General features: G+C 33.9%; 22 protein-coding genes. 4 read left to right on the top strand and 18 right to left on the bottom strand.

Annotation, left to right across the window (positions count from 1 at the left end):
* Positions 1-105 precede the first annotated feature (105 nt).
* Positions 106-1,578, top strand: a complete 1,473-nt coding sequence (locus P6733_RS16875; RefSeq protein WP_306354131.1) for a carboxypeptidase-like regulatory domain-containing protein — start codon at positions 106-108, stop codon at positions 1,576-1,578.
* A 111-nt stretch (positions 1,579-1,689) separates the two neighbouring features.
* On the opposite strand, the gene P6733_RS16870 is transcribed toward P6733_RS16875, so the two are convergent.
* The 13 genes from P6733_RS16870 to P6733_RS16810 form a co-directional block, all read right to left on the bottom strand.
* Positions 1,690-2,079: a RidA family protein gene (locus tag P6733_RS16870; RefSeq protein WP_306354185.1), complete on the bottom strand. Its 390-nt coding sequence runs from the start codon at positions 2,077-2,079 to the stop codon at positions 1,690-1,692.
* A gap of 180 nt (positions 2,080-2,259) precedes the next feature.
* Positions 2,260-2,823, bottom strand: coding sequence for a Crp/Fnr family transcriptional regulator (locus tag P6733_RS16865; protein ID WP_306354130.1), 564 nt, complete (start codon positions 2,821-2,823; stop codon positions 2,260-2,262).
* A gap of 112 nt (positions 2,824-2,935) precedes the next feature.
* The gene (locus P6733_RS16860; protein WP_306354129.1) at positions 2,936-3,931 is read right to left on the bottom strand and encodes a metal-dependent hydrolase; all 996 of its coding nucleotides are present in this window, start codon (positions 3,929-3,931) and stop codon (positions 2,936-2,938) included.
* A gap of 89 nt (positions 3,932-4,020) precedes the next feature.
* The gene (locus P6733_RS16855; RefSeq protein WP_306354128.1) at positions 4,021-4,569 is read right to left on the bottom strand and encodes a 2'-5' RNA ligase family protein; all 549 of its coding nucleotides are present in this window, start codon (positions 4,567-4,569) and stop codon (positions 4,021-4,023) included.
* A gap of 206 nt (positions 4,570-4,775) precedes the next feature.
* Positions 4,776-5,012: a heavy-metal-associated domain-containing protein gene (locus P6733_RS16850; RefSeq protein WP_306354127.1), complete on the bottom strand. Its 237-nt coding sequence runs from the start codon at positions 5,010-5,012 to the stop codon at positions 4,776-4,778.
* A gap of 163 nt (positions 5,013-5,175) precedes the next feature.
* Complete coding sequence (locus P6733_RS16845) at positions 5,176-6,600, bottom strand: MFS transporter (RefSeq protein WP_306354126.1); 1,425 nt, start codon at positions 6,598-6,600, stop codon at positions 5,176-5,178.
* Between the two features lie 28 nt (positions 6,601-6,628).
* The gene (locus P6733_RS16840; protein ID WP_306354125.1) at positions 6,629-7,978 is read right to left on the bottom strand and encodes a TolC family protein; all 1,350 of its coding nucleotides are present in this window, start codon (positions 7,976-7,978) and stop codon (positions 6,629-6,631) included.
* 23 nt (positions 7,979-8,001) lie between these two features.
* On the bottom strand, positions 8,002-11,106 hold the full coding sequence (locus P6733_RS16835; protein WP_306354124.1) for an efflux RND transporter permease subunit: 3,105 nt from the start codon (positions 11,104-11,106) through the stop codon (positions 8,002-8,004).
* 21 nt (positions 11,107-11,127) lie between these two features.
* Positions 11,128-12,186 carry an efflux RND transporter periplasmic adaptor subunit gene (locus P6733_RS16830; protein ID WP_306354123.1) on the bottom strand — a complete coding sequence of 353 codons (1,059 nt, stop codon included), beginning with the start codon at positions 12,184-12,186 and terminating at the stop codon, positions 11,128-11,130.
* Positions 12,187-12,438: 252 nt separating this feature from the next.
* Positions 12,439-13,032 carry a helix-turn-helix domain-containing protein gene (locus tag P6733_RS16825; RefSeq protein WP_306354122.1) on the bottom strand — a complete coding sequence of 198 codons (594 nt, stop codon included), beginning with the start codon at positions 13,030-13,032 and terminating at the stop codon, positions 12,439-12,441.
* A 111-nt stretch (positions 13,033-13,143) separates the two neighbouring features.
* Entirely contained in the window at positions 13,144-15,564 is a 2,421-nt protein-coding gene (locus tag P6733_RS16820) for a heavy metal translocating P-type ATPase (protein WP_306354121.1), read from the bottom strand.
* Between the two features lie 87 nt (positions 15,565-15,651).
* On the bottom strand, positions 15,652-16,215 hold the full coding sequence (locus tag P6733_RS16815) for a helix-turn-helix domain-containing protein (protein WP_306354120.1): 564 nt from the start codon (positions 16,213-16,215) through the stop codon (positions 15,652-15,654).
* Positions 16,216-16,505: 290 nt separating this feature from the next.
* On the bottom strand, positions 16,506-17,435 hold the full coding sequence (locus tag P6733_RS16810; protein ID WP_306354119.1) for a beta propeller repeat protein: 930 nt from the start codon (positions 17,433-17,435) through the stop codon (positions 16,506-16,508).
* Positions 17,436-17,847: 412 nt separating this feature from the next.
* Here P6733_RS16810 and P6733_RS16805 point away from each other — a divergent pair, with 412 nt between their 5' ends.
* From P6733_RS16805 to P6733_RS16795, 3 genes are all read left to right on the top strand, one after another.
* Positions 17,848-18,417 carry a DUF2652 domain-containing protein gene (locus tag P6733_RS16805; RefSeq protein WP_306354118.1) on the top strand — a complete coding sequence of 190 codons (570 nt, stop codon included), beginning with the start codon at positions 17,848-17,850 and terminating at the stop codon, positions 18,415-18,417.
* A gap of 100 nt (positions 18,418-18,517) precedes the next feature.
* Entirely contained in the window at positions 18,518-18,736 is a 219-nt protein-coding gene (locus P6733_RS16800) for a heavy-metal-associated domain-containing protein (protein WP_306354117.1), read from the top strand.
* Between the two features lie 9 nt (positions 18,737-18,745).
* Positions 18,746-19,696, top strand: a complete 951-nt coding sequence (locus P6733_RS16795) for a heavy metal-binding domain-containing protein (RefSeq protein WP_306354116.1) — start codon at positions 18,746-18,748, stop codon at positions 19,694-19,696.
* 213 nt (positions 19,697-19,909) lie between these two features.
* Here the strand turns inward: P6733_RS16795 and P6733_RS16790 are convergent, their stop codons facing one another.
* The 5 genes from P6733_RS16790 to P6733_RS16770 form a co-directional block, all read right to left on the bottom strand.
* Positions 19,910-20,557 (bottom strand): nucleotidyl transferase AbiEii/AbiGii toxin family protein, encoded by a 648-nt coding sequence (locus P6733_RS16790; RefSeq protein ID WP_306354115.1) that lies wholly within the window; start codon positions 20,555-20,557, stop codon positions 19,910-19,912.
* Entirely contained in the window at positions 20,557-21,054 is a 498-nt protein-coding gene (locus P6733_RS16785; RefSeq protein WP_306354114.1) for a helix-turn-helix transcriptional regulator, read from the bottom strand. The genes P6733_RS16790 and P6733_RS16785 overlap by 1 nt, the downstream gene beginning before the upstream one ends.
* A gap of 1,084 nt (positions 21,055-22,138) precedes the next feature.
* The gene (locus P6733_RS16780; protein WP_306354113.1) at positions 22,139-23,110 is read right to left on the bottom strand and encodes a hypothetical protein; all 972 of its coding nucleotides are present in this window, start codon (positions 23,108-23,110) and stop codon (positions 22,139-22,141) included.
* A 57-nt stretch (positions 23,111-23,167) separates the two neighbouring features.
* Positions 23,168-25,051, bottom strand: a complete 1,884-nt coding sequence (locus P6733_RS16775; protein ID WP_306354112.1) for an AAA family ATPase — start codon at positions 25,049-25,051, stop codon at positions 23,168-23,170.
* Complete coding sequence (locus tag P6733_RS16770; protein ID WP_306354111.1) at positions 25,048-26,784, bottom strand: restriction endonuclease subunit S; 1,737 nt, start codon at positions 26,782-26,784, stop codon at positions 25,048-25,050. Before P6733_RS16770 ends, P6733_RS16775 begins: the two co-directional genes overlap by 4 nt.

Genomic DNA, 26,784 nt, shown 5'->3' with positions numbered 1-26,784 from the left:
AGAGTGCTGAGTGGAAATGATAAAATTAATCATTATTATTTAAGTTTTTTTGTTACAAAATCTCAAACGAAACGTCTTATTATAAAACATCTAATAATATTCTATATGAAAAAAATAATATTCATTACTTTTTTAGGATTCCTATTCTTTACAGTAAATGCAGTTGCACAATCCGTTACAGGTAAGATAACAGACCAGCAACAACAGCCTTTGGAATATGTGAACATTCAAATAGGACCTGATTATGGCGTTGTAAGTAACACAGAAGGTGTTTTTACAATTACACTCCCAAGTTCAACCGAAGCTAATAGTGTTATTATATCTTGTATTGGATTTGAAAGCCTGAAAATTCCATTATCTGATTTTAAAAATGGTACGTATGTTCTTAAAGAGCAAGTAACAGTATTAGATGGTGTATATGTGACCAATAAAAAGCTATCTCCTACAGAAATTTTAACGGAGGTTATCAAAAATGCACCCAAAAATTATGCTGCTCAAACAATAAAACAAACTTTTTTTCTACGTACATCATCAGATATGAAACTGATTGATACCGATTTTAAGCTTTTAAAATCTTCATTAGAAACTAAATCTACATTAAAAGAACTGAACAAAGATTTAGAAGACATGGTGAAGAAATTTAAAAACCAACATTCAAAATATTATAAAGAATCCTATGGTTTTTTATACTCACAAAATAAAGAATCAAAATTATTGGTTGAGAAATCTATCGAGCTAAAGAATGAGGAAAAAGATATTTCAAGTGATAAAGTGAATAGTAAAGTAATGGAAGTTATCAAGAAGCATTTAGTGGCAGATGCAACTTATAAAGTAAAATCTGGATTATTTAAACTAGAAGATTCTTTAAAAATAAATAGTCTTAAAAAAGAGGAGAAAAAAGACCTTAAAACGGCTTATTTAAGAAGTAGTATTACTTCTATGAGCAGCTCATTAAACAAATTTTATAGTGATGAAGAATTGGATTTTTTAACCAAATTCAAACGATATAACTATACTTTCGAAGGGTATGCGACATTGAATGATGAGACTATTTATATTATAGATTTTAAGCCTTTAAAAAATGCAGCGAAATATTCTGGTAAAATCTACGTCAATGCTTTAGATTTTGCGGTAGTGAAACTGGAATATGGTATGATAGATGGAAAAACGGAACACAATATAAGTCTCAAATTTTTGTTAGGAGTAAAAATGGTTCAAGACCGTATAAAAGTGGCCGCTAGTTTTAGTAAAAATGGAGCTGGCCAATATGCTGCAAACTTTGTGAAAAAAGAAGAAGGAACTTATCTTTTTGCAAATCGCTCCTTAAAATTCACTAAAAATAAAGTAGATAAAAAAGAAGATACTCAAATGCTTAAAATGGAAGTTTTGGTTGAGCTTGATAGTCATACAACCAGTGAGTTGTTTATTATCGATAAACTTGCAATAAGTGGTGATGAGTTTAATAAAGTTACAGAAAAAGAAAAATACGATATCAATTACATTTCAAAATACGATCCTTCAATCTGGAAGAATTATAACATCCTAGCTCCTGTAGAGGCAATTAAGAATTATAATTAGGAAGCATTAAATCAGCTGATTAATTGCAGGTTCAATTCTCAATACTATATAAAAGAAAAGCATTCCTCAGTAGGAATGCTTTTCTTTTTAAATTCAAAAATACGAGGTGTATTATTTTACAACTGTAGCTTCCAATTCTACTTTTAAGGTTTCAAAAAGGCTCTTTACTTCTAGTAACGTAACAGCTTGCTGAATACCATGTTTGGCAATCCAATCCTGAAGAATAGAAAAGTGAGGCCAAAGCTCTACAGTGGAAGTAGTATAGATATTCAATCGAACAATACCCTTACATTCATATCCCGCTTCATTGATTACTTGTTCTAGATTTTGGATTGCCTGAATTAATTGGGATTCCATATTTTCGTTACTGGAAACGCCGTCAGCATTTATAGCCGTTTGTCCTGAAACATATAAGGTACTCTCTACATTTTTCACCTCTACAGCCTGTACATAGCTGCGCTGATCCTGCCATTGCCAAGGATTAATAACTCTTTTTTCCATTTGTTTTGGTTGTTTTGTTGTAGTCTGTGCAGTAGCAGAGACAACAGTTAATACTGTAATTACTAAAATTTTTACGATACCCTTCATGATTGCAGTTTTAAATCGATACGGCAAAGTTGTGAAGAATAGAAAAATGATTTGTGTGACAAACATCACAATTACAAAACTGATGGATAAGGACTAGGAAGAGAGTCTGCTCAGCGTTTCTCGAGATACACCCAAATAGGCCGCAAGTAAAGTTTTAGGAACTCTTTGGAATAAGGAAGGATAGCGTTTCAGTAATTGTTCGTAACGCTCCTTTGCATTGGAGGTAAGGAAAGATAATATACGTTGTTGTGAGGCGATATGGCCACCATTTGCTTTTATAAGAAAAAAATGTTCCATCTTTTGGAGACCGGCACACAACTTTTTATAATCCTCCAGAGTAATACAGTATACTTCGGTATCTTCCAAACATTGCAAAGACATCGTTGCTTTCGTTTGGGTATGATAGGCTAGAAAATCACTTTCCCACCAATCTTCCATAGCAAAAGCGACAATATGTTCCTTTCCGGATTCATCGTTGTGAACCAATTTTAAAAGACCTGAAATAACAAAATAAGAATAGGAAACATTTTTTCCTTTCTGAATAATAAATTCTCTTTTTTTATACGCTCTTGTACTGAAATGAGAAAGTATAAAATCAAACTCATCATCGGTTAATGGCACAATTTTTTCGATATGTTCCCTTAGTTTTTGCTGCATATAAAGATTGAGAATAGTATAGCATCAAAGATAAGTATTTATTAAAACGCCAATGTTATAATATCCAGTCAAAAACAAAAGTGATTTATTTCGCATTCATTATTCAATTCTTCTAATTCCCTTGAATTCGGTGAAAAATCCCTTTCATTAAAGCTTTACCATCCCTTTTTTGTTTGGGGACTTCTTGTGCTTTCAGTGTTCCATTTTCATCTTTAAAAACGTAGCTAAAAGCGAATTGAGGTTGCTTGGAATCAGTACTCAATAAGCCAAAACGCAAATCATTAAAATAGTAGAGATTGTCCTTTTGAGTAATGATAAACCATCCTTCACTAACTTTTTTCAACGTTTCAAAATCAAGATTACCAGTAAGCTCTTGGGCTAAAACAGTATTTTTTTCATAACGTTCAAATCGGATCGGTTGGCGATCAAATAGTGAGTAATCACCTAAGAGATAAGCGTCCTTAGTAGCAACATTTGCATTCCATAAAATACAATTGAAAACTGTGGGTTTTACAATAAGGTTATCGTAAGATATCTGTTGTTGTTCAAGAGCCTTTGTGAATTGTTGTACGGCATAGAGTTTTAAACCACAGGTTAATAGTAGATACAATGAACTGATATAGATGCCACGCAAAACATATTTTTTCCGTATGGTAAAAGTAGGTTTACACCACGCTAAAATTATGAAAATCAGTAGTGGGATTGTGTATAAAGGATCAATAACAAAAATTGTTTTGAAGGCAATGCGATCGGGTAGAGGCCAAAAAATCTGAGTTCCCCAAGAAGTAAACAAATCTAAAAGCACATGCGTTAACAAAGACCAAAATACCATCAGACTTGCTCGACGGAAATCAATCTTACCCCGCTCTATTTTAGTTATAATCCAACCAAGTATAGGCGAAAGTAGTATGAAAAATAATAGAGAATGACTTAATCCCCGATGAATTGAGATACCTTCTACCGGATTCAGAAACTGACCGACTACAACATCCAAGTCAGGAATAGTTCCTAGAATAGCACCATATAAAAAAGTTTTGCGTTGTAATTTATCACCAGCACACAATTCGGCTGTTGCAATTCCTAGAACAATCTGTGTAAAAGAATCCATGAGGTAATTATTGAACTACAAATTTAACAGAAACTAAGTTGCTTAAGAGAAAGAGTATGAATAATTTTATGGAAATACTACTGAACAAGTTATTCTTTAAATGAGATTCTGAAAGACTCTTTATACGTTTGATCCTTATCCTCTACTAATTTTCGAAGTACGACAACCTCAGAACACATCCATTCATTGGTATAGGTGAAATCTTGAAGGTAGGTAGAAAGTTTTTCGAGTGTTTCATGGGGGATTCTTTTCGCTAAACTGATGTGCGGAGATTTCGATGAAGACTTCATAAAACGCATTAATGGTAGAATTAATTCTGAATTTTCAACATCCAAATATAATGTGACGCTATGGCGATGATCAAAAATTTTCCATCCATTAATCTTTATAGGAAAAGGCTTTTGATAGGCTATTAGTTGAGCAATGGTTTCAGTAAAATTAGAATCATCAGTTAGTTTATCAACAAGAGTAATATGCGCAATAGAGTGTTGATTTTTCTCACCGATGTTTACGACTGTATTTAATTCCCGTTTAATCTTTGCAACATCAGATTTTATCTGTTCAGGTGGAGATATCACGACTAAATAACGGTACAAAGGACCAAAAAGTGAAGTTTGATTATAAATCTGATTTTTCATATTTGGCCCTTAGTTTTTGATTATAAAATACAATTAATCTTAGTTATTAGTTTCCAGTACGAAATTATAAAATTGTTTTTTTTATATTTCATTTTATTTCTAATTTTAGAAAAATACAGTATTAAATAGTAGTAAACTATTTATTTAGAGTCGTTTTTATAACTCCAATATATTAGGGGAAATAAATAATAGCTTTATTAATTGTGTTACTCCATTTGAAGTACATACGGCTCTATTTTAAAACCTGCTTTTAGTACTGTTTCTATAACTTCTTGCTCAGTAATCCCTTCGGACTTTATGGTAAGTACTTTGTTTTTGTTTGTGGTATCGACTTCCCAATGGTATACACCATCAGCATCATTAAGAAAAGGAGTTACTTTATTGACACAAGAACTACAATTAATATTTGTCCTAAATTGTAGGTTTTGATGGTTGTTTTTCATCTGTATATAATTTTTATTAGTTAATTAATAAGGCAAAATTGAATAAAAGGTAGGGCTCTTTTTTTGCGTTATTTTCGATTTGATTTGTAAGATTTACAGATTCCCATGATAGTGCTGTTAGCCAGTATTATCATGGGAAAACCAGGAATTCTATCCCAATCTATTATTTAATAGTTTTAATAGAAAAAGCAGCTATGATGGCAGCAATTGCACAAACAATAGCGGCTGAGAAAAATGCGGTTTGAAAACCAGTGTTCAAGGCAATAACATCAGTTGCTCCGGTCATTTTAACAGCATTGGTTTTTGCGGCAGAAATGGCTACTACAATAGCCAGACCCAAAGCCGAACCCACTTGGTAGCTTGTATTGACTAATCCAGAAGCAAGCCCCATTTCTTCAGGTTTTGCACCCGACATCGAGGCAATAGTCCCCGGAATATAAGCTAATGACATACCGATTGCTCCCAATAAAGAGGCAGGAAGTACATTGAGTAGGAATGTTCCATCGGCAGGAATAGTACTAAAAAGTATAAGCGAACCAGTAAGTGCAATTAATCCTGCAATCAAATTTGCTTTAAAACCAAATTTAGCAACCAATTTACCCGTGACACCAACCATCAAAAACATAATTGCAATTGTCATTGGGAGTAGGGCAAGTCCACTATTAAAGGCAGAATAATGTAAGGTTTGTTGCAAATAAAGATTCAAGAAAAACCATAAGGGTATCCAAGCAGCAGCCATTAAAGCCATCACAAGATTACCTGCTGAAAGATTAGGAACTTTGAAAATAGTTAGAGGTACCAATGGTTCTTTTTTCTGTTTTTGAATAATAAAGAAGACAATGAACAATAGTAAAGAAAGACTTAGTAATCCAATGGTCTGTAATGATTTCCATCCGGCACCTTCTGCCGATACAATGGCATATACTGCTAGTACTAAAGCGACAGTTGCTGAAATCGCACCTGAAATATCTACTTTACCTTTTTGGGTACTACCTTTAAATAGTAAGCTTCGGCTATAAAACAACACCGCTAAGCCTATGGGAATGTTAATCAGAAATACCCAATGCCAAGAAAGCCATTCGGTAATGGCCCCACCTAGAAAAACTCCTGCAGAACCACCTGCCGCGGCAGAAGCACCCCAGAATCCCAATGCTTTATTGAGTTCTTTTGGATCAGTAAACTTAGATAGTACTAAAGTAAGTGCTGCAGGAGCGATAAGTGCAGAACCAAGACCTTGTAATGCCCTTCCAGTATTGAGTGCTGCTTCTGACCAGGCCACACCTGCCAAAAGTGATGCGACAGAAAGAATGGCAAACCCCCACATAAAAATCTTACGGGGACCGAATAAATCAGACAAACGTCCACCAAGTAGCAAAAAGCCACCTAGTAAGATAACGTAGGCATTAAAAATCCATTGCAGACCACTTTGCGAATAACCAAGATCTGCCTTTATTGCTGGTAAGGCTACCCCAATAATTGAGGTATCCATAATTACGACAAACTGTGCCGTACAGAGTAAGAAAAGTGCTGACCAACGTTTACTGTATGGAGCTGGTTTGTCTATTGATGGTTTACTATTTGTATTCATATTTTTTATTTAATTGTTTGATGAGTAATTAGAGTGTTAACAAGCCAAGGGCATGTTGTAATTCTACATGAAGTATTCGCAGATTATAAACAGCATTGAGGTAGTGGATTGAGGCTTGTGTAAGAGCCAATTCAGCATCTGTCAGTTCTAGCCTTGAACTTAAACTGTTTTTGAAACGGTCATCAATCATTCGATGGTTTAATTCGGCAGATTTTACTGTTGTTTCCTGTATACCCAATTGTGTAATGGCTTCTTTCCATTTGCTTATAATGGTGGCCAATTCGGTTTTGACTTCATCTTTTAAATCATTCAATCGGATCTCTTCCTGTAGAGTTTTAATCTTTGCCTGATTAATCTGAGATCGGGTACGGTTACCATTAAAAATAGGTACAGTAAGTTGTAGTCCTAAGAAAGAGGTTCTGGGCCATACATATTGGTTCAATTCCATATTATCTTCTTGTGCTTGCACTTGATATTGTCCGATTAATGCCAGTTGTGGCAATAATTCTGCTTGAATAGCATTTAATTTTTTTTGCTGGAGATCAATAGTCAACTTTTGAATATTCAGATCTTTTCTGTTCTTTTCAGCAATCTGTATTGCTTCATCAACTTGGTAAAACTCATTCTGGTCTGTTTGTATGGTAAGATCAAGATTGTCGGTGAGTTCAATTTCTCCTGAATCTTCCAATCCAATAAGTCTTTTTAGTTCAATGCTAGTAACAGTTATATTGTTTTTTAAATAGGAAACGGAGGATTTTAAATTTGCTACAGCAATAAAACTCCTTAGTGTATCAGATTTTAATCCTCTCCCTTGTGCCAATAGCGAACGGGAGTCTTGTAATGCTTTGATATTCCGTTGAAGACTTTGCTCGAGTAAATCAAGCTGACTGTTCATCATCAATATATCAAGGTAGCGGGTAGAAACTAGAAGCGCTACCCGGCTTTTCAAGTCAGCAGTTTTCTCTTTTACAATGGTTTCATTGATTGTTGAAACTTTAGTAAGTTGATAAGTAGTAGGTGCAAGAATGGGCTGATATAAGGATAGAAATGCATTATAAACATTCTTTCCACCTACAGTGATATCCTGTACTGGCTTATCGGTACCTGCAAATGAGCCTGGGAGAAATATGACTTGTCTGTCAAAGTAACGGGAATATCCTGCATTTGCTGAAATGCTAGGCAACAAGCGCCCATTTGTTTCTCTGGTCATTTCTTTTGCATGGATTTCTTCCAAAACCTGTACCTGCAATGCCTTGTTTCCTTGCTTTGCCATTTCTAATGCATCTGTGAGCGCTAGTGTCCTTTTCTGGGCTAACAACGGTGTACTGCTGCTGATAAACAGCAGTACTATAACTATATATAAGAGATTTGTTTTCATTTGGTTTTCTTTGAGATTTAAAATCATAATTCTGCAATAAATCTATTGATGTCTTCTACATCTTCTTCCACAATAACTTTTTCACCTTTTTTGCTGGACAGATAAGAATATACTGCTGGAATGATAAATAAGGTCAGTATTCCAGAAAAGACCAGTCCTCCAACAATCACAATCCCTAATGACTGGCGGCTATTTACCGTTAGTGCAATGGGCAATGCTCCAAATATCATTGCTAACGAAGTCATTAAAATAGGGCGGAAGCGTTGCTCAGCGGCTTGTATAGCAGCATCTCGTTTTGAAAGTCCAGTGTTTTTTAAATGGTTGGCAAATTCAACAATCAGAATACCGTTTTTGGTAATCAATCCGATCAGTGTAATAATTCCAATTTGGCTGAACACGTTTAAACTTTGACCAAACCACGACAAGCTGAGGATCGCTCCTGTTATGGCCATTGGTACTGTAAGCATAATGGTGAGTGGGTCACGCAAGTTTCCAAACTGAGCCGCTAAAATCATGTAAATAAGCAGTAATGCAAGGATAAGGGTAAAGGTGATATTTCCTTGACTTTCTGTATAATCTCTTGACTGTCCTGCCAGAGAACTCTTGAAAGTCTCTCCCAATACTTCTGCCTTTATATTTTCGATTTCCTGTATTCCTTCTGCAAGGCTTACTCCTGGAGCCATTGCTGCTGAAACGGTAGCAGAAGTGTATTGATCGTATCTATAAATAGCAGCCGGACTTACAGATTCTTCTGTTGTGATTAGGTTGTTCAATGGAATCATTTTTCCAGTTGCCGAACGAACATACATAGCACTTAAATCACTTTTATCATTTCTATATTCACGATCTAATTGCCCAATTACTTCATATTGGCGATCGTTTCGCAAGAAATATCCGTATCGCTGACCTGAGAAAGAGAGTTGTAATGTGTGCGCTACTTCTTCCATAGATACGCCCATCAAGGCCGCTTTCTGACGGTCGATATTTATTTTTACTTCGGGTTTATTAATCTTAAGATCAGCATCAATAAACATCAGTTTTTTGCTTTGGCGTGCCGCGGCCAAGAATTTTGGAAGCACCGCCGTCAAGCTATCAAGATTTTGAGATTGCAATACAAATTGGATAGGCATCCCTCCACCATAACGGCTACCAATAGTTGGGGGCAAGTAAGGAAATAAAAGAAATCCTCTAAATTGCCCTGAAGCAGCTCCATATTGATTGTATAAGTCTTGAACACTGTACTTTCTGTGTTTAGGATCCTTGAGATATATACTTTGTACTGCTACATTTACGGGTGCTGGAGCAGGAATAAAGGAAATAGCAACCATAGAATAAGTTTGATACAGTCCATCGGTAGAGTCATTCACATATTTACCTACTTCGGTCATGTGTTTTTTCATGTAGTCAAAAGAAACACCTTCGGGAGCAACGGCAATCAAGTTCATATTAGAACGGTCTTCTATTGGCGCTAATTCAGAAGGAAGCCCTTTGCCTACAAAATAAATGAGTGCGGTTGTACCTAATAAAAATACCCAAGCTAACCATCGGGCTTTCATAAATGTGATGAGCAAACGAGCATATCCGTTATTTAAGCGAACGAAAAAGGGTTCGGTTGCACGGTAAAACCAACTTGGTTTTACTTTTTTCTTTAGAAAATAAGCACTCAACATCGGAGTAAGGGTCAATGCGACAAAAGCTGATATCATTACAGAACCCGATACTACAATGGCGAATTCTTTGAAAAGCTGACCGCTAATTCCACCCATGAAAACAATTGGAAGAAAAACGGCTGCCAAGGTGATGGTAGTGGAAATGACAGCAAAATAAATTTCTTTAGATCCTTTGAATGCCGCTTGTATGGGCGTCATTCCCTCTTCAATTTTTTTATAAATATTTTCAAGTACAACAATGGCATCATCCACTACTAATCCTATAGCAAGTACCAATCCTAAAAGAGTTAATATATTGATGGAAAAACCAGCTACATACATAATGAAAAATGCAGAAAGTATAGATACCGGAATAGCCAATACTGGAATGATGGTAGATCGCCAATCTCGAAGAAATAGAAAAATAATTAATACGACCAGTCCGAAAGCGATGAATAAGGTTTCTTCTACCTCTTTGATTGATTCTCGTACAGAACTGGTATAGTCGAAACCGATAATTAACCGGTATTCAGACGGTACTTCCTTACGCAATTGATCTAATCGCTTGTAAAATTCATCCACTACTTCAATGGCGTTGGCACCACGCTGTATCTGAATGGCCACACCGACACCAATGCGGTTGAGGTTTCCAGTTTCGTTAATGATAGCAGTTCGTTCATTTACTTCTCCTAATTCTGCGGAACCTATATCTTTCAGGCGAATTACTGTATTGTCCACTTGTTTGATGAGCATTTCCTCAAAATCTTTTACCGATGTAAGGCGACCCATTGTACGGATGCTTAGCTCACTGTTGCTTCCTTCTAGTCTACCAGCAGGTAAATCAATATTTTCCCGTACTAAAGCTTTGCGAATATCTGCAGGAGTTAACTGATAGGCGGCAAGTTTTGCAGGATCAAATCGAAGACGCATAGCATATTTATGTTCACCTACAATGGCTACATTACTAATTCCTGGTATAGATTGTATTTTGTCTTTGATGGTGGTAGAGGCAAGGTGACTTACTTCTTTTATGTCTTTGGTATCGCTTTCCACTTCAAGGAATGCGACCAAGTTATCAGGCGAAGATGCCTTTTGTACAATGGGTGGATCTACATCGGTAGGGAGTTGTTTGCGAGATTTAGCCACTTTGTCTCGGACATCATTTAACGCGTCCTCAATGTCTACTTCACGGTTAAATTCTATCGAAATAACACTGACCTGCTCCCTAGATTCGGAAGAAATGGTGCGTATTCCGTTCGCTTCCGAAATAGATTCTTCCATAGGTCTGGTAAGCTTGGATGCAATTACATCCGGACTTGCACCGGGATAGAAAGTAATTACCGAAATCACAGGCGGTTCTGTTAATGGAAACTCGCGAACACCTAATTGTTTCCATCCTATTATTCCTAAAATAATAAGTAGGAGGGAAAAGACCCCGGCTAAAACCGGTTTTTTTATACTTAATGATGATATACTCATAATGCTAAGATTTGAAATGAATTATTTGGACACAACGGCTTTTACAGGAGTGCCATCGCCTATACGCAATAGGTTTGAGATAATAATGCTATCGTTGGTTGTAATACCCGATGTGATGATTGCATCCGTTTCTGTTCTGTTGCTTATAGTTACAGCGATGGGTTTTGCTAGACCATTTTTTATTACAAAAACAGCATAGCCTTTTTCGCCAGGTACTAAAGCTTCCGTCGGCACCATGATACCTTTTGCATCCTTATTGTTAGCACGGAAATAAACTTTGGCCGATAGACCAGCACGAAATTGTCCTTCAGCATTGTTTGTTATGGCTTGTACCTGTAAGCTCCTACCTTGAGTATCAAGACCTGGCTCGGTAGCATTGATGGTTGCCGAATATTCTTGGTCCGACAATTGGGAAGTGAATCGGACTTTATTCCCAGTTTGTATTAGTGGTAAGTATTTTTCGGAAACAGAGAAATTAATTTTAATACTGCTTTGATCCTGTAGCATTACAAGCTCTGCCCCTGGGGATACATAAGCACCTAAATGTACTTTTGAAATCCCAATTTTTCCTGAAAATGGAGCTCGGATTACAGTTTTGCTGAGGTCTACTTGTAGTAATTCTTTTTGCGCTACTAAAGATTGGAAACGCATAACTGCTTCGTCATGTTCCTGTGGTCTTACCGTTTCCGTTTTTAGGAGATTACCCAATCTGTCTTTATTCAGTCGAGCGAGTTCTAATTCAGCACCAATCTGTTTTAATCGAGATCTAATATCAGCGTCATTTAATGTATAAAGCACTGCTCCCTGACTAACGTAACTACCATCTTTAAAGGCTACTTGTGTAATTTTTTGAGGGAGTTCACTCACAATGGAAACTTCACGATAAGAAAGCATGGTTCCCACTACGGTTTCCTCTTGGTTGAGCTGCTTTTCCTGCGCGATAATAATGTCCACTGTCAATTTGCTAGCCTCTGCGCTCACTGGCGCTGTTTTTTCTGTTTTGTTTTCACAAGCAATCAATAAGATGCTCAACAAGGGAATTAAGATTCCTAATTTTTGTGTAGAATATTTGTATAACATGGTCTTAATGTTTAATTATGCAACAATTGATTAAATTTTACTGTACAAAATTAGAGACAGATGCTACCGTGTTTTCTACACAATTACAGGTAAGAGTTGTGGAATTTACTCCCTCTTATTTTTTGTTTTAAATGGATTTTGAGGATAAATGGGAATAGAATAGATATAAAAAAGCGAAACCCTGTTGATTTGAACAAACAGGGTTTCGCTACATTATTTTGCAATCTGACTAAGAGAAATGTATTGGAATTTTCAGGAATGGTTATTTGTTTGAGATTTCTTTATAATAGCCATTTTGCCAAGTCTTATTCGCTTATAGTAGGAGGAAGTAAATCCCGTATATTTTTTTAATTGATTGGACAGGTGAGCTGGGCTACTATATCCTAAATTTAAAGTGATTTCCGACATTGATTGGTCTGTGTAAACTAAGAGTTCTATTATTTTTTCTATTTTTCTGGAAATGATAAATTTCTCTAGAGTATATCCCTCAGAAGATGAAAATAGAGCACTTAATGAATCATAATCTTTGTGTAATTCATTACTGATGAGTGTCGAAAATTTGACAGGCTCACCAGTATTGAGTTGTTCTTGAATACCTTTCTCAACAGCATTTTTAATCAGATCGATGGTTTTTTGATTTTTGCTGTATAACAGATCGAATCCGTTTTTTTTTAGCATTGCTCGGATGGCATGTTCTTCAATTGTTTTACCCGTTATTTTCAGCGTTACTTCGCCTAAACGTATTTCGGAAATTTCAAGACCGAGTTTTGGAAATTCTTCGGAGAGAACATAAATACATCGGTGGCATACCATTCCTTTGATTAATAATGTTATGGTTTTTTCCATCGCATCCAACGGTTTATGTATAAAGCGACATTACTTTCTTTGGCTTGATTGTGTACATGGTATGTATTGGGAATACGGATTGTTAGATTTTTCATTTTGTTTGTTTTTCTATTATTTTTTCCATTTTAAACGCAAACTATTGCTCACTACACTCACACTACTCAAAGCCATTGCAGCACCGGCTATCATTGGGTTCAATAAGAATCCATTAATCGGATAAAGTATACCCGCAGCCAGAGGAATCCCAATAAGGTTATAGATAAATGCCCAGAATAAGTTTTGCTTGATGGTTGCTACAGTTTGTTTAGACAAGCGTATGGCTTGTGGTATTTTAGTCAAATCAGATGAAATAATGGTCATTTTGGCTACGTCCATTGCAATATCACTTCCTTTGCCCATTGCAATACTCACATCTGCTGTTGCTAACGCTGTACTGTCGTTAATACCATCACCAACCATGGCTACTGTTTTACCTTGTTGTTGTAATTCTTTTATAAAATCGGCTTTGTGTTGTGGTAATACTTCAGCCTTGTAATGTTTAATTCCGGTTTGTTCAGCGATAGCTTTTGCGGTAGCTTCGTTATCACCAGTCAACATATACAACTCAATACCCATATCTTGCATTTGCTTGATTGCTTCAACAGAGGTGTCTTTGATTTTATCGGAAATTGCAATCACCGAAAGGGCTTCCTTAGTGTTGGAAAACCAAATTACAGTTTTAGATTGATTGCCCCATTCCTCAGCTTGATTCAATAATGAATTGGCAATAGTGATATTATTCTCAGCTAACAATTTTTTGTTTCCTACAAAATAAGTTTCGTCTTTATAGATTGCTTTTGCACCCTTACCCGTGATACTCTCAAAATCAGATAAAAGTACGTTTGGTGCCACTTCAAAATTTTTCACTACGGCTTCGGCTAAAGGATGCTCTGATTGTTTTTCGATGCTGATTAAGATATCCTTTGTCACATCTTCATCATGTAACCATTTAATGCCTGTTACTTGTGGTCTACCTTCTGTAATAGTTCCAGTTTTATCCAAGACAATAGCCGTTACCTTTCTAGCAAGTTCTAAACTTTCAGCATCTTTGATTAATATACCATTTTCCGCCCCTTTACCTACACCGACCATAATTGCTGTTGGCGTAGCAAGACCCAAAGCACAAGGACAAGCAATAACTAATACAGTAACGGCAGCCAATAAGGCTTGTGCTATAGCATTATCTCCTCCTAAGAAGAACCAAGTAAGGAAGGTAAGAATAGCAATGCCAATCACTATTGGAACAAAAATACCCGCAATTTTATCTACCAATTTCTGAACTGGCGCTTTACTTCCCTGGGCATCCTGCACCATTTTGATAATCTGAGCAAGCATAGTTTCTTTACCAACTTTAACCGCTTCAAATTGAAAACTTCCTTTTTGGTTTATGGTCCCCGCAAACACTTTTTCATTCTCTTTTTTCAATACTGGAACGGGTTCACCGCTCAGCATACTTTCATCGACATAAGAATTACCAGAAGTAACCATTCCATCTACAGCAATTTTTTCACCTGGTTTGACTAAGATAATAGCCCCAGCATGTACGTCTTCAATAGCGACTTGTTTTTCTGTTCCGTCAGGTTGAATCACCATTACGGTTTTAGGCTGTAAACCCATTAATTTTTTAATCGCGGATGAGGTATTTCCCTTTGCTTTTTCTTCTAATAATTTACCAAGGAGAATAAATGCAATAACTACAGCCGCCGCTTCAAAATAAACGTGGGCATGTAATCCGCGTTGGTGCCAGAAATCCATGAATAGCATATTGAATACACTAAATACGTAAGCAATTCCAGTACTCAATGCCACCAAGGTATCCATATTAGCAGAACCATGTTTTGTTTGTTTCCAGGCATTGATGAAGAAGTCTTTACCTAACCAAAGTACTACTGGTGTAGAAAAGAACCACATGATTTCATTCCCATATGGCATATCCATAAAGAACATTCCTATCGTTACTACAGGTAACGACAGTATTACCGCCCAGATGGTCTTGTTTTTTAATTTTTTGAATTTCTCAGCGTGGATGGCTTCTAGAGATTCTTGTTGCTTGGTTTCGTCTACAATAAGCAAGTCATACCCAACAGCTTGAACAGCTTTTTGTAGTTTAGACGCATTGGTGAGATTGGGTAAATATTCAACTGTTAGATTTCCAGTTGCAAAGTTTACAGAAGCATCAACTACTCCTAATTCATAGGTGACGATACTTTCAGCACTTCCTGCACAAGAGGCACAGGTCATGCCCAAAACCGGGAAGGTGTTTTTCACAGTTGGAACGCCATATCCTAAGTCTTTCACAGCTTTCACAGCTTGACCAACGGTTTCGTTGTTCTTAACAGTAATAGCTGCTCTACGATTGTTTAGTTCTACTTTGTGGGTTTCAATGCCTTTCACTTGTGCCAATCCTTTTTCTACGATTAATGCACAGTGCTCACTTTCTACATCTTCTAATGGGATGTAAATTGTTTCCTTAGTATTGTTATTTGTTGCCATATTTCACTTGTTCTATTTACAGGCAAAGTTGGCAAGAATATCTATAAATCGTATTGTGGAATTATGGATTTGATTTGTAATATTTACTTACACCTTATCCAATGGCTTTCTCTTATCTTCACGAATCTGTTTGAAATGACTCGGAGTTAATCCTGTTACTTTTTTAAACTGATTACTTAGATAGGCAACACTAGAATAGTTTAAACGAATAGCAATTTCACTTAATGATAGTTCATCATAGACTAAAAGCTCTTTTATCTTTTCAACTTTTTGGGCAATAAAATATTTTTCAATTGTGGTACCTTCTACTTCAGAAAACAGATTAGAAAGATAGTTGTAATCATGGTTGAGTTTTTCGCTCAATATACTTGACAGATTATTTTTCGCATCATTATCTTGATGATGTACCAAATCGATGATGATGTTTTTTATCTTTTCAATGATTCGACCCTTTTTATCATCAATGACCTCAAAACCCAAAGGAACCAACGTACTTTCTAACGAGTTTCTTTCGTCAGAGGTTAGTTCTTTTGCAAGAATAACTTCTCCTAACTTAATATTTGTAAAGTCTAAACCAAGCTTTTCTAGTTCATTTTGAACTACCATTATGCAACGATTACAGACCATGTTTTTAACGAATAATGTACTCATAATCTTTGTTTGATAAGATTTTATTATAGATAGAATCGACAAACTTACCATTAATATTCAAGGCAAGAATATATTTTAATACACTAAATTTAAGTTTAACAAATAGTAAATTCTTAAATCAAGTGAGTATTTTGGTTACAAATTTAAAATAATTATTCTTGGTCTATTCAAGTATAGCTGCCCCACTTTTTATTCTTCATTATTTCTACTTGGACAAGAAAATAAAGAACGACGGACCATGTGTTCATTAACCGTCGATCCTGATTCTGGGTTAATCTGAGATGGTCGGGTTAGTCAATTCTCAGGCACCGTGTCCAGTTCGAACCATTGAACTGCATGACATCCTTGGGCCCGATGGACCACATGATCCCATCGGCCGCGCTCAGGTGATAACAGGTCAGCGGAACGTCGTCGCCGAAATCGACGGGCTTGAGCTTGCCGTCTACGAGTTGATAGACGAAATTAGTGGAGGACACATACAATTTTCCATCGAAAAATTCCATGCCCCAAAGATCTTCTGTGGTGCTTTCATGCTTGATTACTTCCCATTGATTATCACGTCCACGAAGCAAGGTTCCGAGCTGACCACAGGCATAAGCAAAACCATCTGGTGCACAGCGAACTTTATAGAGTGCTAGATTTGTTGGACTATTCTGCTGAGAGAAAAGAGAACCATCATACTTCCATATTTCACCTTCCCAACCAACAGTATAAATTTCCTGTTCGTTGAATCCATCAATAGATTCGAAGCTGGTGTCGGTAATTGGAGTGTCACCAACTTGAGCACTCTGGTCTATACATCTCCATTGATCTGCATCCTCACGGACATAGGCTTGCCGACAGGTTCCTACTGCATAGGCTCGACCTTTAGCAATACCGCGAATTTCACGAAGAGGACCGCGCTTCTTTGGATCGATTCCTGAGTTTGCGATAGGCGCCTCTTCCTTTACTACGCCACCACCACTAGCTCGTATCGATCCATTGGTACCCAACGCTAGGTAGCGTTCGACCGGCACGTGGCAGACCGTTCCGGAACAGGCAAGCCATGGCACTGTGCCAGCCCACCAAGTTCCACGATCCAGCGTGTACATTATCGAATCGATATAACCTTCGCTGATAGCAGCATCATGCGTTGCAATCAAATAGCAAAGGTCTGAGTAGCGAACAACCCCAGTAGTAATACTGAGTCCGTTGAATCTTGGATCTCTAGTGTCGTCCATGTTGATTTTCAGATTTAATTAAATTAACGATTGTGTTATTTCTCAGTAGGGTATATTTAAGTTTCATGTTTTATTGATTTTGAATTAAAAATTGTCGTCTAAAAATACATAAATATTATTCATACACACAATTTCAACTTCAATTATTAGCATAATTTTTAGCCAATACTATACTTGAATATACCAATTTGAGTTTCTGTAATGATCCAATAAAAACTTAAATAAATTTTCTAAAGGAGGTATATTCATCAAGAATATTTACTAGTTATACGCAAAGTTTGTTAGATCGATTACCTGTTCAATTCTTTGATATATCAGTAAATGTTATAAATAAAATAAGGAATAGGAGTATACAATACAGCTGAATGATGCTGAAATTTGTAACACAAAACAAGAAATAGTTGAAACTGATATGTCTTCTACTCAAACGATCCAATATAAAGCAGGAATGCTGATGATTCCGGATATATCTGGTTTTACAGATTTTGTGATCAATACCAATATGTTTATTGGGAAATACATTACTGAAAGCCTCCTAAAATCAATAGTAGAAAGTAACAATCTTTCACTCGAAGTTTCCGAGATTGAAGGAGACGCTGTATTGTTTTACAAATATGATCAAATCCCCTCTTTTGACGATGTAATAGTTCAAATAGTAGTGATGTATAACAACTTCAAAAAAGAAGTCTCCAGACTATCTGTGGAGTTGGCTATGGAAATTCCTTTATCATTGAAAATTATTGTACACTATGGTCTTTTTACTCAATATAAAATTGGTCGATTTGAAAAACTGTATGGAGCACCAGTAGTGGAGGCACACAAAATGCTCAAAAACCATATAGCAAAATTTCCTCCGTATGCTTTATTCTCAGATGCATTTTTAAAAGCCAATTTTGAACAGCCTGCTACATCAACTCTCGAATATGATAATTGTGACAACTGTATGTATCTATCGGAAATTGGCTATATACATTATCTGTAATCAGTAAATCTCACAAATCAAACAAGGAATAGTATAAACAATTTTCGGCAGAATCTATGGAAATTTGCAGTATACAATAACATTAAAAATAACAATAAAAATGGAAAAGAAAGATATTCAATTCAAAACAAACCTTAACTGTAGTGCTTGCGTAGGTAAAGTAAAATCTGATTTAGACAATACCGAAGGTATTGGTGAATGGAGTGTAGACACGGACAATAGCGACAAAATCCTTACAGTTCAAGCTGAAGGAATTACAGAGGACGAAATAGTAGCAATCATCAAGAGAAAAGGCTTTAAAGCGGAACTCTTGCAATAATGAAATACGATGAATAAATTAAAAATTTTATTACTCGGAGGAACAGCATCTATGGCAATGTTATCTGCGTGTAATAATTCAGAAAATAAGCAAAAACCATCCGATATGAGTATACATCAACATGCTAAGGAAGAAAGTACATATGCCTGCCCAATGCATCCTGAAGTAACAGGAAAAAAAGGGGAGAAGTGTTCAAAATGTGGAATGGAATTGAAACCGTTAGCTTCTGAGAAAGATAGAAATTTTGAGGTCAAGCTAACGAGTAATCCTGAAGTAATTCAGGCAGGTACGCCTGTAAAACTTTCCATTGCAATTACTGAAGAGGGTAAAAGTGTAACAATGGATGTAGTACACGAAATGAAGATGCATCTATTGGTTATGAATGAAGAATTAACCTGGTTTGATCATATTCACCCAGAGGAACAAACGGATGGCACGTATAACATTTCCGAAACATTTCCAGGTGGAGGCAAATACCTTCTATTCACCGATTATAAACCACTAGGTGCTTCGGGTAATGTTAAAATGCAGGTAGTAGAGGTAAAAGGAGCTCCTTTGAATGTACCTAAAATAACCACGGAAAAACTCATCTCTAAAGTAGATAATTACACAGTTACACTAACTAATGGTAATGACTTAAAGACGGGTGGAGGACAGGTTTTAACGTTTACAGTGGAGAAAGACGGGAAGAAACTTGAAGAGAAAGATATTCAATCCTATCTTGGAGCCAATGCGCATATTGTAATGGTAGCTAAGGAAACAAAGGATTTTCTTCATATTCATCCAATGTCAGACCCAGATTTCCCGATCTATGCGGAAACTCAGGTTAAAAAAGCAGGTCTGTATAGAATGTGGGTACAGTTTAAAATAAACGATAAAGTTCATACCGCAGATTTCACTGTCAATGTAGTAGAAGGTACTGAATCTGCAAGCGAGAACCCACATCATCATAATCATTAAGAATAAAGTAGCATCAAAATTTTACTGGATAGGTATGAAAAATGATTTTGGTTCAAAAACAAAGGCTATAAATAAACTTTATAGCCTTTGTTTGTTTACTTCCCCGATACAATAAATAACGTTCCTTTATTGATAAGGGTTTATAAGTGATAAGGTGTACAAAAGATGTACTATATTTAATAGATTAACTATTATTATGGATAGTAAAAGAAATTATAAGTTTTTAAATTTTAGAATAACTTCTTCAAAATCCTCTTTGATAAACTCCCAATACTTTCCTTTAAAACAAATTGGGTTAAAATCTTCATCAGCTTGTTCAAAGGATGTGAAGTTTTGAATTATTAAATCTCTGTCATGAGTATAAGGATATCTTTGCTCATGTAAATTTAACATTTGGCTGATATTGTATGATTGAAGCAAATCATGTAGATCCCAAAAGTCTTTTTTTCTTCCTCCTCGTTGGACAACATCTATTTTCATGGCAATAATTTCTTCAATAGTTGCCATTCTAACGCCATCTATTTCGATATAAGGCTGAATATAGCTATCAGTGTAATACAAGTCTAATTTAATGGTGTTTTCTTTGTCTTCTCCAATAAAATAAGACTTTCCCATTGCTGGAATTGTATTTAAATAATCTACATATTTAAAATTGTTTTTTAGATAGTTCTCAATGCTTTCAAAATCTAATGTTCCGTAGTCTACGTCGCTAAACAAATCAATATCAATCGATTCTCTATGACCTATTTGTAAACTCAATGCTGTACCTCCTACAAGTCTAAAGTCATTAAAAATTTCAGATTGCATTAATTGTAATAAACTATTTTTCAATAAATCATTTACAGTAGAGTAGTATAACATTATGCGTTTTCTTTATTGGTGTAAATAGTATAAGGTTTACGAATACTTTTTGCAAGTGTATCTTTAACTATGGCACTTTTATAGAAGTGTTTAATTTCTTCTTTTTCGATATCGTTACCACGTTCAAATATTCGTCTAATTACCGCTTCTCTTTGTTTTTGCCAATCTATTTTAGAAATATCAGTATCCCAAAATAATGATTTTCTCAAAAGAGTTAAATTAGGCGTGCTTTGTTTTGCTTTGCTCTTTTCTTCTTTAATATCAAAATACGTTTGTAGTAAAGCAAGAGAGCCTTCTTCTAAGTTTAGTTTCTCCTCAATTTTCAATGCTAAAGCAGTATTAAGCCTTCTTTTGCCTTTTGTTATAGTGTTTAAGGTTTGTGGATGTTCTCCAATAGAAAGGGCAAAAGGGCGTTGTGAAATCGCTTTTTTGTTAAGTAAGCGTTCCAATATTATCCCTGGGTGAATGCCTTTATATTTTTCTATTAAAATATCCATAGTACAAATATAAACAATTTTGTTTATATTAAAATGTAATTTGCTACATAGTAATTAATCACCGCAAAAAATGCGGTGATTAAGCTGTTTATTCACCGCATTTACCAAATTTTAAACGATATATTACAATTCTGAACACCGAATTGTACTTAACTGAAAGGAAAAAAGTATTTTAAAAGCAGTATGAATATAGTAATCAATCTGTATTTAAATTCAAATTCTTAAATTTCAATTATGTTAATGGTTAAACAGGACATATTAACTGAGAAAAATGACTATTCCAAAACTATTCAAATAAGTAATTATGAACAGAAATCTAGTAGATAAAGACAGTTTAGTTAATGAATTAGCTAAAATGAAAATTAGTATGATTAGATTGTTTATTGTATGCTTTACTATTCTTGCATTATTGATACTTGGTTTGTATTTTATATAAATAGATCCAAGGTTGAAGTTTTAATATGTTACTTCAAATTATTAAATTCAAATAAAGTAAAATCAGTTAAATAAATTACAGATTTTGTAATAAAATATAGAAATTGAAACATGAAGAAGACAAAAAAGAATCTATATAAAATGATTAAACAAACTTTAAATGTTAAAATATAATTAATGTTTTCAATATTAATTTCAACTGAGGACAAATGAAAATTTAATAATGAGGTAAAAAAGGAACTTGCAATAACAAAAAAAATACAAAAAATTGCAACAATAATTGAATATGACAATGTGAAAGAGAAATTCTTTAGATAATTAAATGTTCTATTATTTAGTGTATTGGTTTCAGTCCTAATTCTTAAGTCTTTATTGTTTTCTCCTTCTTTTTTTTCAATAGTTTCTAACTTATTTAATTTATCAGGAATTTTTAGTAGTACACTATACATCAATCCTGAGAATAAAGATAAAAGCATTGCTAATATTTTTGAATCTTCAATAAATTTTTCGCTTTTATAATAAACAAGGAAAATACTTATGGTTAATATTATAAGATAAACAAAAATCAATTCTGGGTAATTGACTTTGTTTTTTTCGTCGATACAAATACTTTTTGTAGCATTAACATAAATATTCCATACTTTCTTTATCATTGTCTAGCTATTTTAGTGTATTCACCTTCAATTAACTCAGTTAATAAATCATCACAAAATGTTTTTAAATTTACGAAATTCGGCGTACCGTTTGTGTCAAAAGGAATTTTGCCATTTAAATAAATTCGTGGCATTACATCATTTGTATCCAATTCAAAAGTTGAAGTTTTTTTAGAAGATAAATTTTGCAAGGAAATTTTTCTTTTTTTGACATTTGATAAAGGAGAATTATTAAATGATAAACTGGACAGAACTGTGTTTAAAAGAGATGCTCTTTCAGGAGAAATAGCATTATCTCCTACAGGTTTAATGCTAATTTCAATTTTATACTTTTCACATAAATTTGAAAATTCAGTATTTGTAGTCATAGAAGATGCAAGTACACTATTAATGTAGCTCAACTCAACTATTTTACTATTGTTTTTAAATTCATCTCTAATACTATTGGGTAAAATTGGAAAAAGTAATGGTTTATTATATTTTCCTGAAATTTTAAATAAATCAGTTATATGCTGTATAAACTCGCCCCTAATACTTGTACCTCCATAAATTTGAAAGAATATATAAGCTACATTACTATTTAATGGAAAATGTAAATAGAAAAAATATTTATCATTTATTACATTTCCATTTAAATCCTCTTCCTCTTCTCTGTTAGCAATAGGAGATTTTGTCTTGCCAGACCCTTTTGGACCACCTTTTAATACCCCCCAAATAATTTCATTTGTTGAATCAAATCCGTACTGAGTAGTATCGGTACTTAATGTGAAAGCTTTACCTCTTATTTCTGTATAACCTAAGTCAATATGATTTATAAATAATTGATAAAATTTTTTAAAAAGGTTGTTATCTGAATTTATACCAGGAATGTTTAATAATAAATCTTCAAAAAGATTATTTTCATAACCAGCTACAGGTTTTAAAGCTATTGTAAATACTTCTAATTTAACACTTTCGGGATTGTTCATTTATTTTGATTAAAATTTTTAATGTTCGTGTTTAAGTTATTGAAAAAGTTCTCTTTATCAATTAATATTAATTTTAGACAATATAATATCAAACATAGGTCTGAAAATTTCAAAGTGTTCATTTCCTAATAAAGGAATAATTTCCTGAGCAAATACCATTTTAGCAGAGTCACTTATTTCAATTATTTTTGATCCACCCGAACCATTTTTAATATTGAAATTTGCAGACGTAGCTTCAGAATAAAATAAATGTTCCATTTCTACTTTAGATTCATGTTTAAAAGTAGTATTTGTAGCTCTATCATCGATAACTTGATTAATTATTTCTTCAATTTCTGGAACAGGAACTAAAAAAGCATAACTATTTTTGTTTTCAATTTTTTTACATTTTCCTTTAAATGGATCTTGTTCTAATAGTTCACCTTCAGTTGTTAAGGAGTTCCAATGATTATATGCTTCATCAAAATCAAATAATCCAAAAATAGGCTTACCATTCATTTCTGCTTGAAATTTATCACTTGTAAGTATTTTTCGTAAGTATTCACATCCAAAACCAAAACTAATATCAAAAGGTATTTCTACATCATACAGTTTACTCCAGGCTTCGTATAAAACTATTGGATCTGAAAAACCCTCTGTAAACAAGATTGCTTTGTTTTGACTATGCGTATGCATAATACTTAAAATTTGTTTTTCATAGTTCACTTTAAAAAGCTGACTTGATAACTGATTTACTGCAAAGTTCTTTCCTACTTTATGACATTTTAAATTGCTATCGTGAATCCTGAAAAGATTTACTTTTTTTTTTTGATCTCCAACTAATGTTACAGCACTATGACTACTCATTAAAACGTGATTAGTTTTAGCAGATTCACTACTTATATCATAAACTTGATTTAAAAATTTATGTTGCCATTCTGGATGTAAAAAAGAGTCAGGTTCGTCTAACAGTGTAATACAATTTTTATTTTTAAATAGTTCAGTTAACGCATAAATAAAAATAGACTGAAACTGACCATCACTAAATTGGTCAATATTGATTTTTTTTCCAGAAGTCAACGTAATATTGATTTTTATATCGTTTAAATAACCAATGGTTTTCAAATTATCAAATGCAATAAATAACTCTAAAGGTGTATATTCTAAAAATGCTTCTTGGAATTTGCTAAAAGACTTGTACAGAATATATTCATCTTCATTAATTTTACCTTCTGTTCTCGTTCCTGTAAAATCAAACGGATTTATTTCCCAAATTTTATTAAGTAGAGTTTTAAAATATCCTTCTGGTGACCAAAATCTTTTAGTGTTTATAGATGTGTCAAACTCATTAAACTCAAATTTACTACTATCTTTTGCGTATTCAGGTCTTTTAAAATCTATTCTTATCTCATTATCTACAGATAAAATTCCTAATTTTTCTTTAATGAAATTTTTAGCTTTGTTAGTTTCTCCTTGTAATAAAAGAACACTAAGTAATAAAGATTTATATTGTTCATCTATCCCTGTAAAACGTCTAGTAACTTCAGCTAGTAAATTTTGATTTTTTCTATTATTATCTAAAAGCTTTTTATGATTTTGATTTGAAGATTTTAATAGATTACCAATTGTTTTATTATGACCTGAATAGTATACTAAAATATTCTCTGGAAGTTTTGATTTATCAGGAGTGATTTCTTGTCCTTCTTTATTTAACCACATAACATCTCTCCATTCTAAAAATATCAGTACTGTATCAATTTCATACGATATTTTATAAGTAAATGAAATTGGATAATCTATTTCAGATAAATGTTTAAATATTTCTAATATAGCTTCAAAAAAATTAGATTTTCCTGTACCATTTTGACCTACAAATACTTCTAAAAAAGCATCCCCTTCAAAATCTAAAGAAAACTCTTTTAGGTTTTTATATTCACTAATATAAATATGTTTTAATCTCATTCTTTAATTCCTTTTTTTACATCAAAAACCTCCCGCAAAACACTTTTCATTAACTGCTCGTTGAGTTCTTGACTTTGTTGTATTTCTTGTTCTAAACCATCACACAAACTCATTAAATTATTTACTTTTTCTACTATGGCTTTTTGTTCTTCTAGTGGTGGAAGAGGTAAAACAGTGTTTTTAATTTTGCCAACATTCAAATTTGGTTGCGCTCCTCCTTCTGCAAGAAGCCTTATTTCTTCATAAATTTTTCTGAAGAAATATTTTATATATTCTTTAAATTCAATTGATGTATCATAAAAAACCATTGCAGCAATTGCTTGATTAGTCGCTCCAGGAATAACTATTTCACTTATTTGTCCTCTTGTTTTACCTTGACCATACATTGCAATTATCAATGTTCCTTTTGGAAAAACTTTACAATTTGTTTCTAGAAGTGCTTTTTCAGTAATTAATTTTTCAGCTTCTTTCGCAAATAAATCATTTGTTGCAGAACTTGTATACCAAGGAATTGTTCCTCCATAATAGGAAGTATTAGATGTTGCAGGTGTTGAACCCGTTCCTACATTCACTAAATCTTGAAGCCTACACCAAACCCAACCCAAAGGCAATTCATAAGGAATCTCCTCTTTGGTTATCGCAGGTAATGGACTTTCTTTTTTTATTTTTTTGTCTTTTATAACTTGAGCTTTCTCTTTTTGAATGCATTTTAAAAGTTCCTTGGCATTTTCTGTTTTAGGATTGTTTTTTCGCCAATCGACAGTTAGTTTTCCTTGAACGGCTAATTGCAAAATGGTTTCTCGTAGTTTTTTGACCGTGCTTTTTTCGGTAAAAAAAGTTTTAAAATGCTGTTGCAAATAATCCCACTCAGTTTTAGCATTATTTGATGTTAATTGGTGCAATGCAGATGCTACATATTGTTCTTTTAATGCAATGCGTTCTTTAGTTAATTGCTCTAATTGTTCTACTTCTTTAAAAAGGGTTTCAACTACTCTTACAATTTCTTTTTGTTCTTCAAGTGTTGGGAGAGGAATTGGAATTTCAGTAAAACTATTTATTGATATCCCTCCAATGATTCCTGTCATTTTACTTTGAAAAACCTCAAAGAAAATGGGTGTTTTATAAATTGATAATATATATAATGATTCAATATCACCATATTGTTCTAAAGCGTATAATTTATTACCAAAGCAAATGTCTTCTGTTGTAATACCGCATTTTTTACCTGCACTTCCACCTTCAGAACAAATTAATGCTGTGTTTTTATGTGCTATTTTAAACTTAGATTCATTAAACGGTATTTTAACCCCATTATCGTAATTTAATACTTCAAAACCATAATTGATGTCTTTAGTGCCTAAATATGGATAGCCTTCATCAAGACCTTCATATTTTGCAGCTTTTACAGTTTTATTGATACTATCTCCATTAAATATATTACCGATTTCGATAATTCTTACCCATTCCCAATTGTTAGGTATATCTATATATTTTTCATCCTTTCCAATCTTCTGGATTGACTTTCCTTTTTTAATTAACTTATCTTTAATTAATTGATTTTTCTCTTTTTTAATTTTTTTTATTAATTCAGAAGCAGGCTCAATATTTGGATTTTCAGTTCTCCAATTAGCTGTTAACTTTCCTTGTATGGCTAATTGCAAAATCAATCCTTTAATTTCTTGCGCATTTTTAGGATGTAGCGTAAGGGTTTCAAAATGTTGTAATAGTTGCAT

The sequence above is a fragment of the Flavobacterium aerium genome, from assembly GCF_030766725.1.
GTDB lineage: Bacteria > Bacteroidota > Bacteroidia > Flavobacteriales > Flavobacteriaceae > Flavobacterium > Flavobacterium aerium.
The sequence above is the reverse complement of the archived record's forward strand: the minus strand, read 5'-3'. Positions and strand labels throughout refer to the sequence as shown.

Coding starts and splice junctions, on each gene's coding strand:
- P6733_RS16875 (WP_306354131.1), top strand. CDS start 106: ATGAAAAAAATAATATTCATTACTTTTTTAGGATTCCTATTCTTTACA.
- P6733_RS16870 (WP_306354185.1), bottom strand. CDS start 2,079: ATGGAAAAAAGAGTTATTAATCCTTGGCAATGGCAGGATCAGCGCAGC.
- P6733_RS16865 (WP_306354130.1), bottom strand. CDS start 2,823: ATGCAGCAAAAACTAAGGGAACATATCGAAAAAATTGTGCCATTAACC.
- P6733_RS16860 (WP_306354129.1), bottom strand. CDS start 3,931: ATGGATTCTTTTACACAGATTGTTCTAGGAATTGCAACAGCCGAATTG.
- P6733_RS16855 (WP_306354128.1), bottom strand. CDS start 4,569: ATGAAAAATCAGATTTATAATCAAACTTCACTTTTTGGTCCTTTGTAC.
- P6733_RS16850 (WP_306354127.1), bottom strand. CDS start 5,012: ATGAAAAACAACCATCAAAACCTACAATTTAGGACAAATATTAATTGT.
- P6733_RS16845 (WP_306354126.1), bottom strand. CDS start 6,600: ATGAATACAAATAGTAAACCATCAATAGACAAACCAGCTCCATACAGT.
- P6733_RS16840 (WP_306354125.1), bottom strand. CDS start 7,978: ATGAAAACAAATCTCTTATATATAGTTATAGTACTGCTGTTTATCAGC.
- P6733_RS16835 (WP_306354124.1), bottom strand. CDS start 11,106: ATGAGTATATCATCATTAAGTATAAAAAAACCGGTTTTAGCCGGGGTC.
- P6733_RS16830 (WP_306354123.1), bottom strand. CDS start 12,186: ATGTTATACAAATATTCTACACAAAAATTAGGAATCTTAATTCCCTTG.
- P6733_RS16825 (WP_306354122.1), bottom strand. CDS start 13,032: ATGGAAAAAACCATAACATTATTAATCAAAGGAATGGTATGCCACCGA.
- P6733_RS16820 (WP_306354121.1), bottom strand. CDS start 15,564: ATGGCAACAAATAACAATACTAAGGAAACAATTTACATCCCATTAGAA.
- P6733_RS16815 (WP_306354120.1), bottom strand. CDS start 16,215: ATGAGTACATTATTCGTTAAAAACATGGTCTGTAATCGTTGCATAATG.
- P6733_RS16810 (WP_306354119.1), bottom strand. CDS start 17,435: ATGGACGACACTAGAGATCCAAGATTCAACGGACTCAGTATTACTACT.
- P6733_RS16805 (WP_306354118.1), top strand. CDS start 17,848: ATGTCTTCTACTCAAACGATCCAATATAAAGCAGGAATGCTGATGATT.
- P6733_RS16800 (WP_306354117.1), top strand. CDS start 18,518: ATGGAAAAGAAAGATATTCAATTCAAAACAAACCTTAACTGTAGTGCT.
- P6733_RS16795 (WP_306354116.1), top strand. CDS start 18,746: ATGAATAAATTAAAAATTTTATTACTCGGAGGAACAGCATCTATGGCA.
- P6733_RS16790 (WP_306354115.1), bottom strand. CDS start 20,557: ATGTTATACTACTCTACTGTAAATGATTTATTGAAAAATAGTTTATTA.
- P6733_RS16785 (WP_306354114.1), bottom strand. CDS start 21,054: ATGGATATTTTAATAGAAAAATATAAAGGCATTCACCCAGGGATAATA.
- P6733_RS16780 (WP_306354113.1), bottom strand. CDS start 23,110: ATGAACAATCCCGAAAGTGTTAAATTAGAAGTATTTACAATAGCTTTA.
- P6733_RS16775 (WP_306354112.1), bottom strand. CDS start 25,051: ATGAGATTAAAACATATTTATATTAGTGAATATAAAAACCTAAAAGAG.
- P6733_RS16770 (WP_306354111.1), bottom strand. CDS start 26,784: ATGCAACTATTACAACATTTTGAAACCCTTACGCTACATCCTAAAAAT.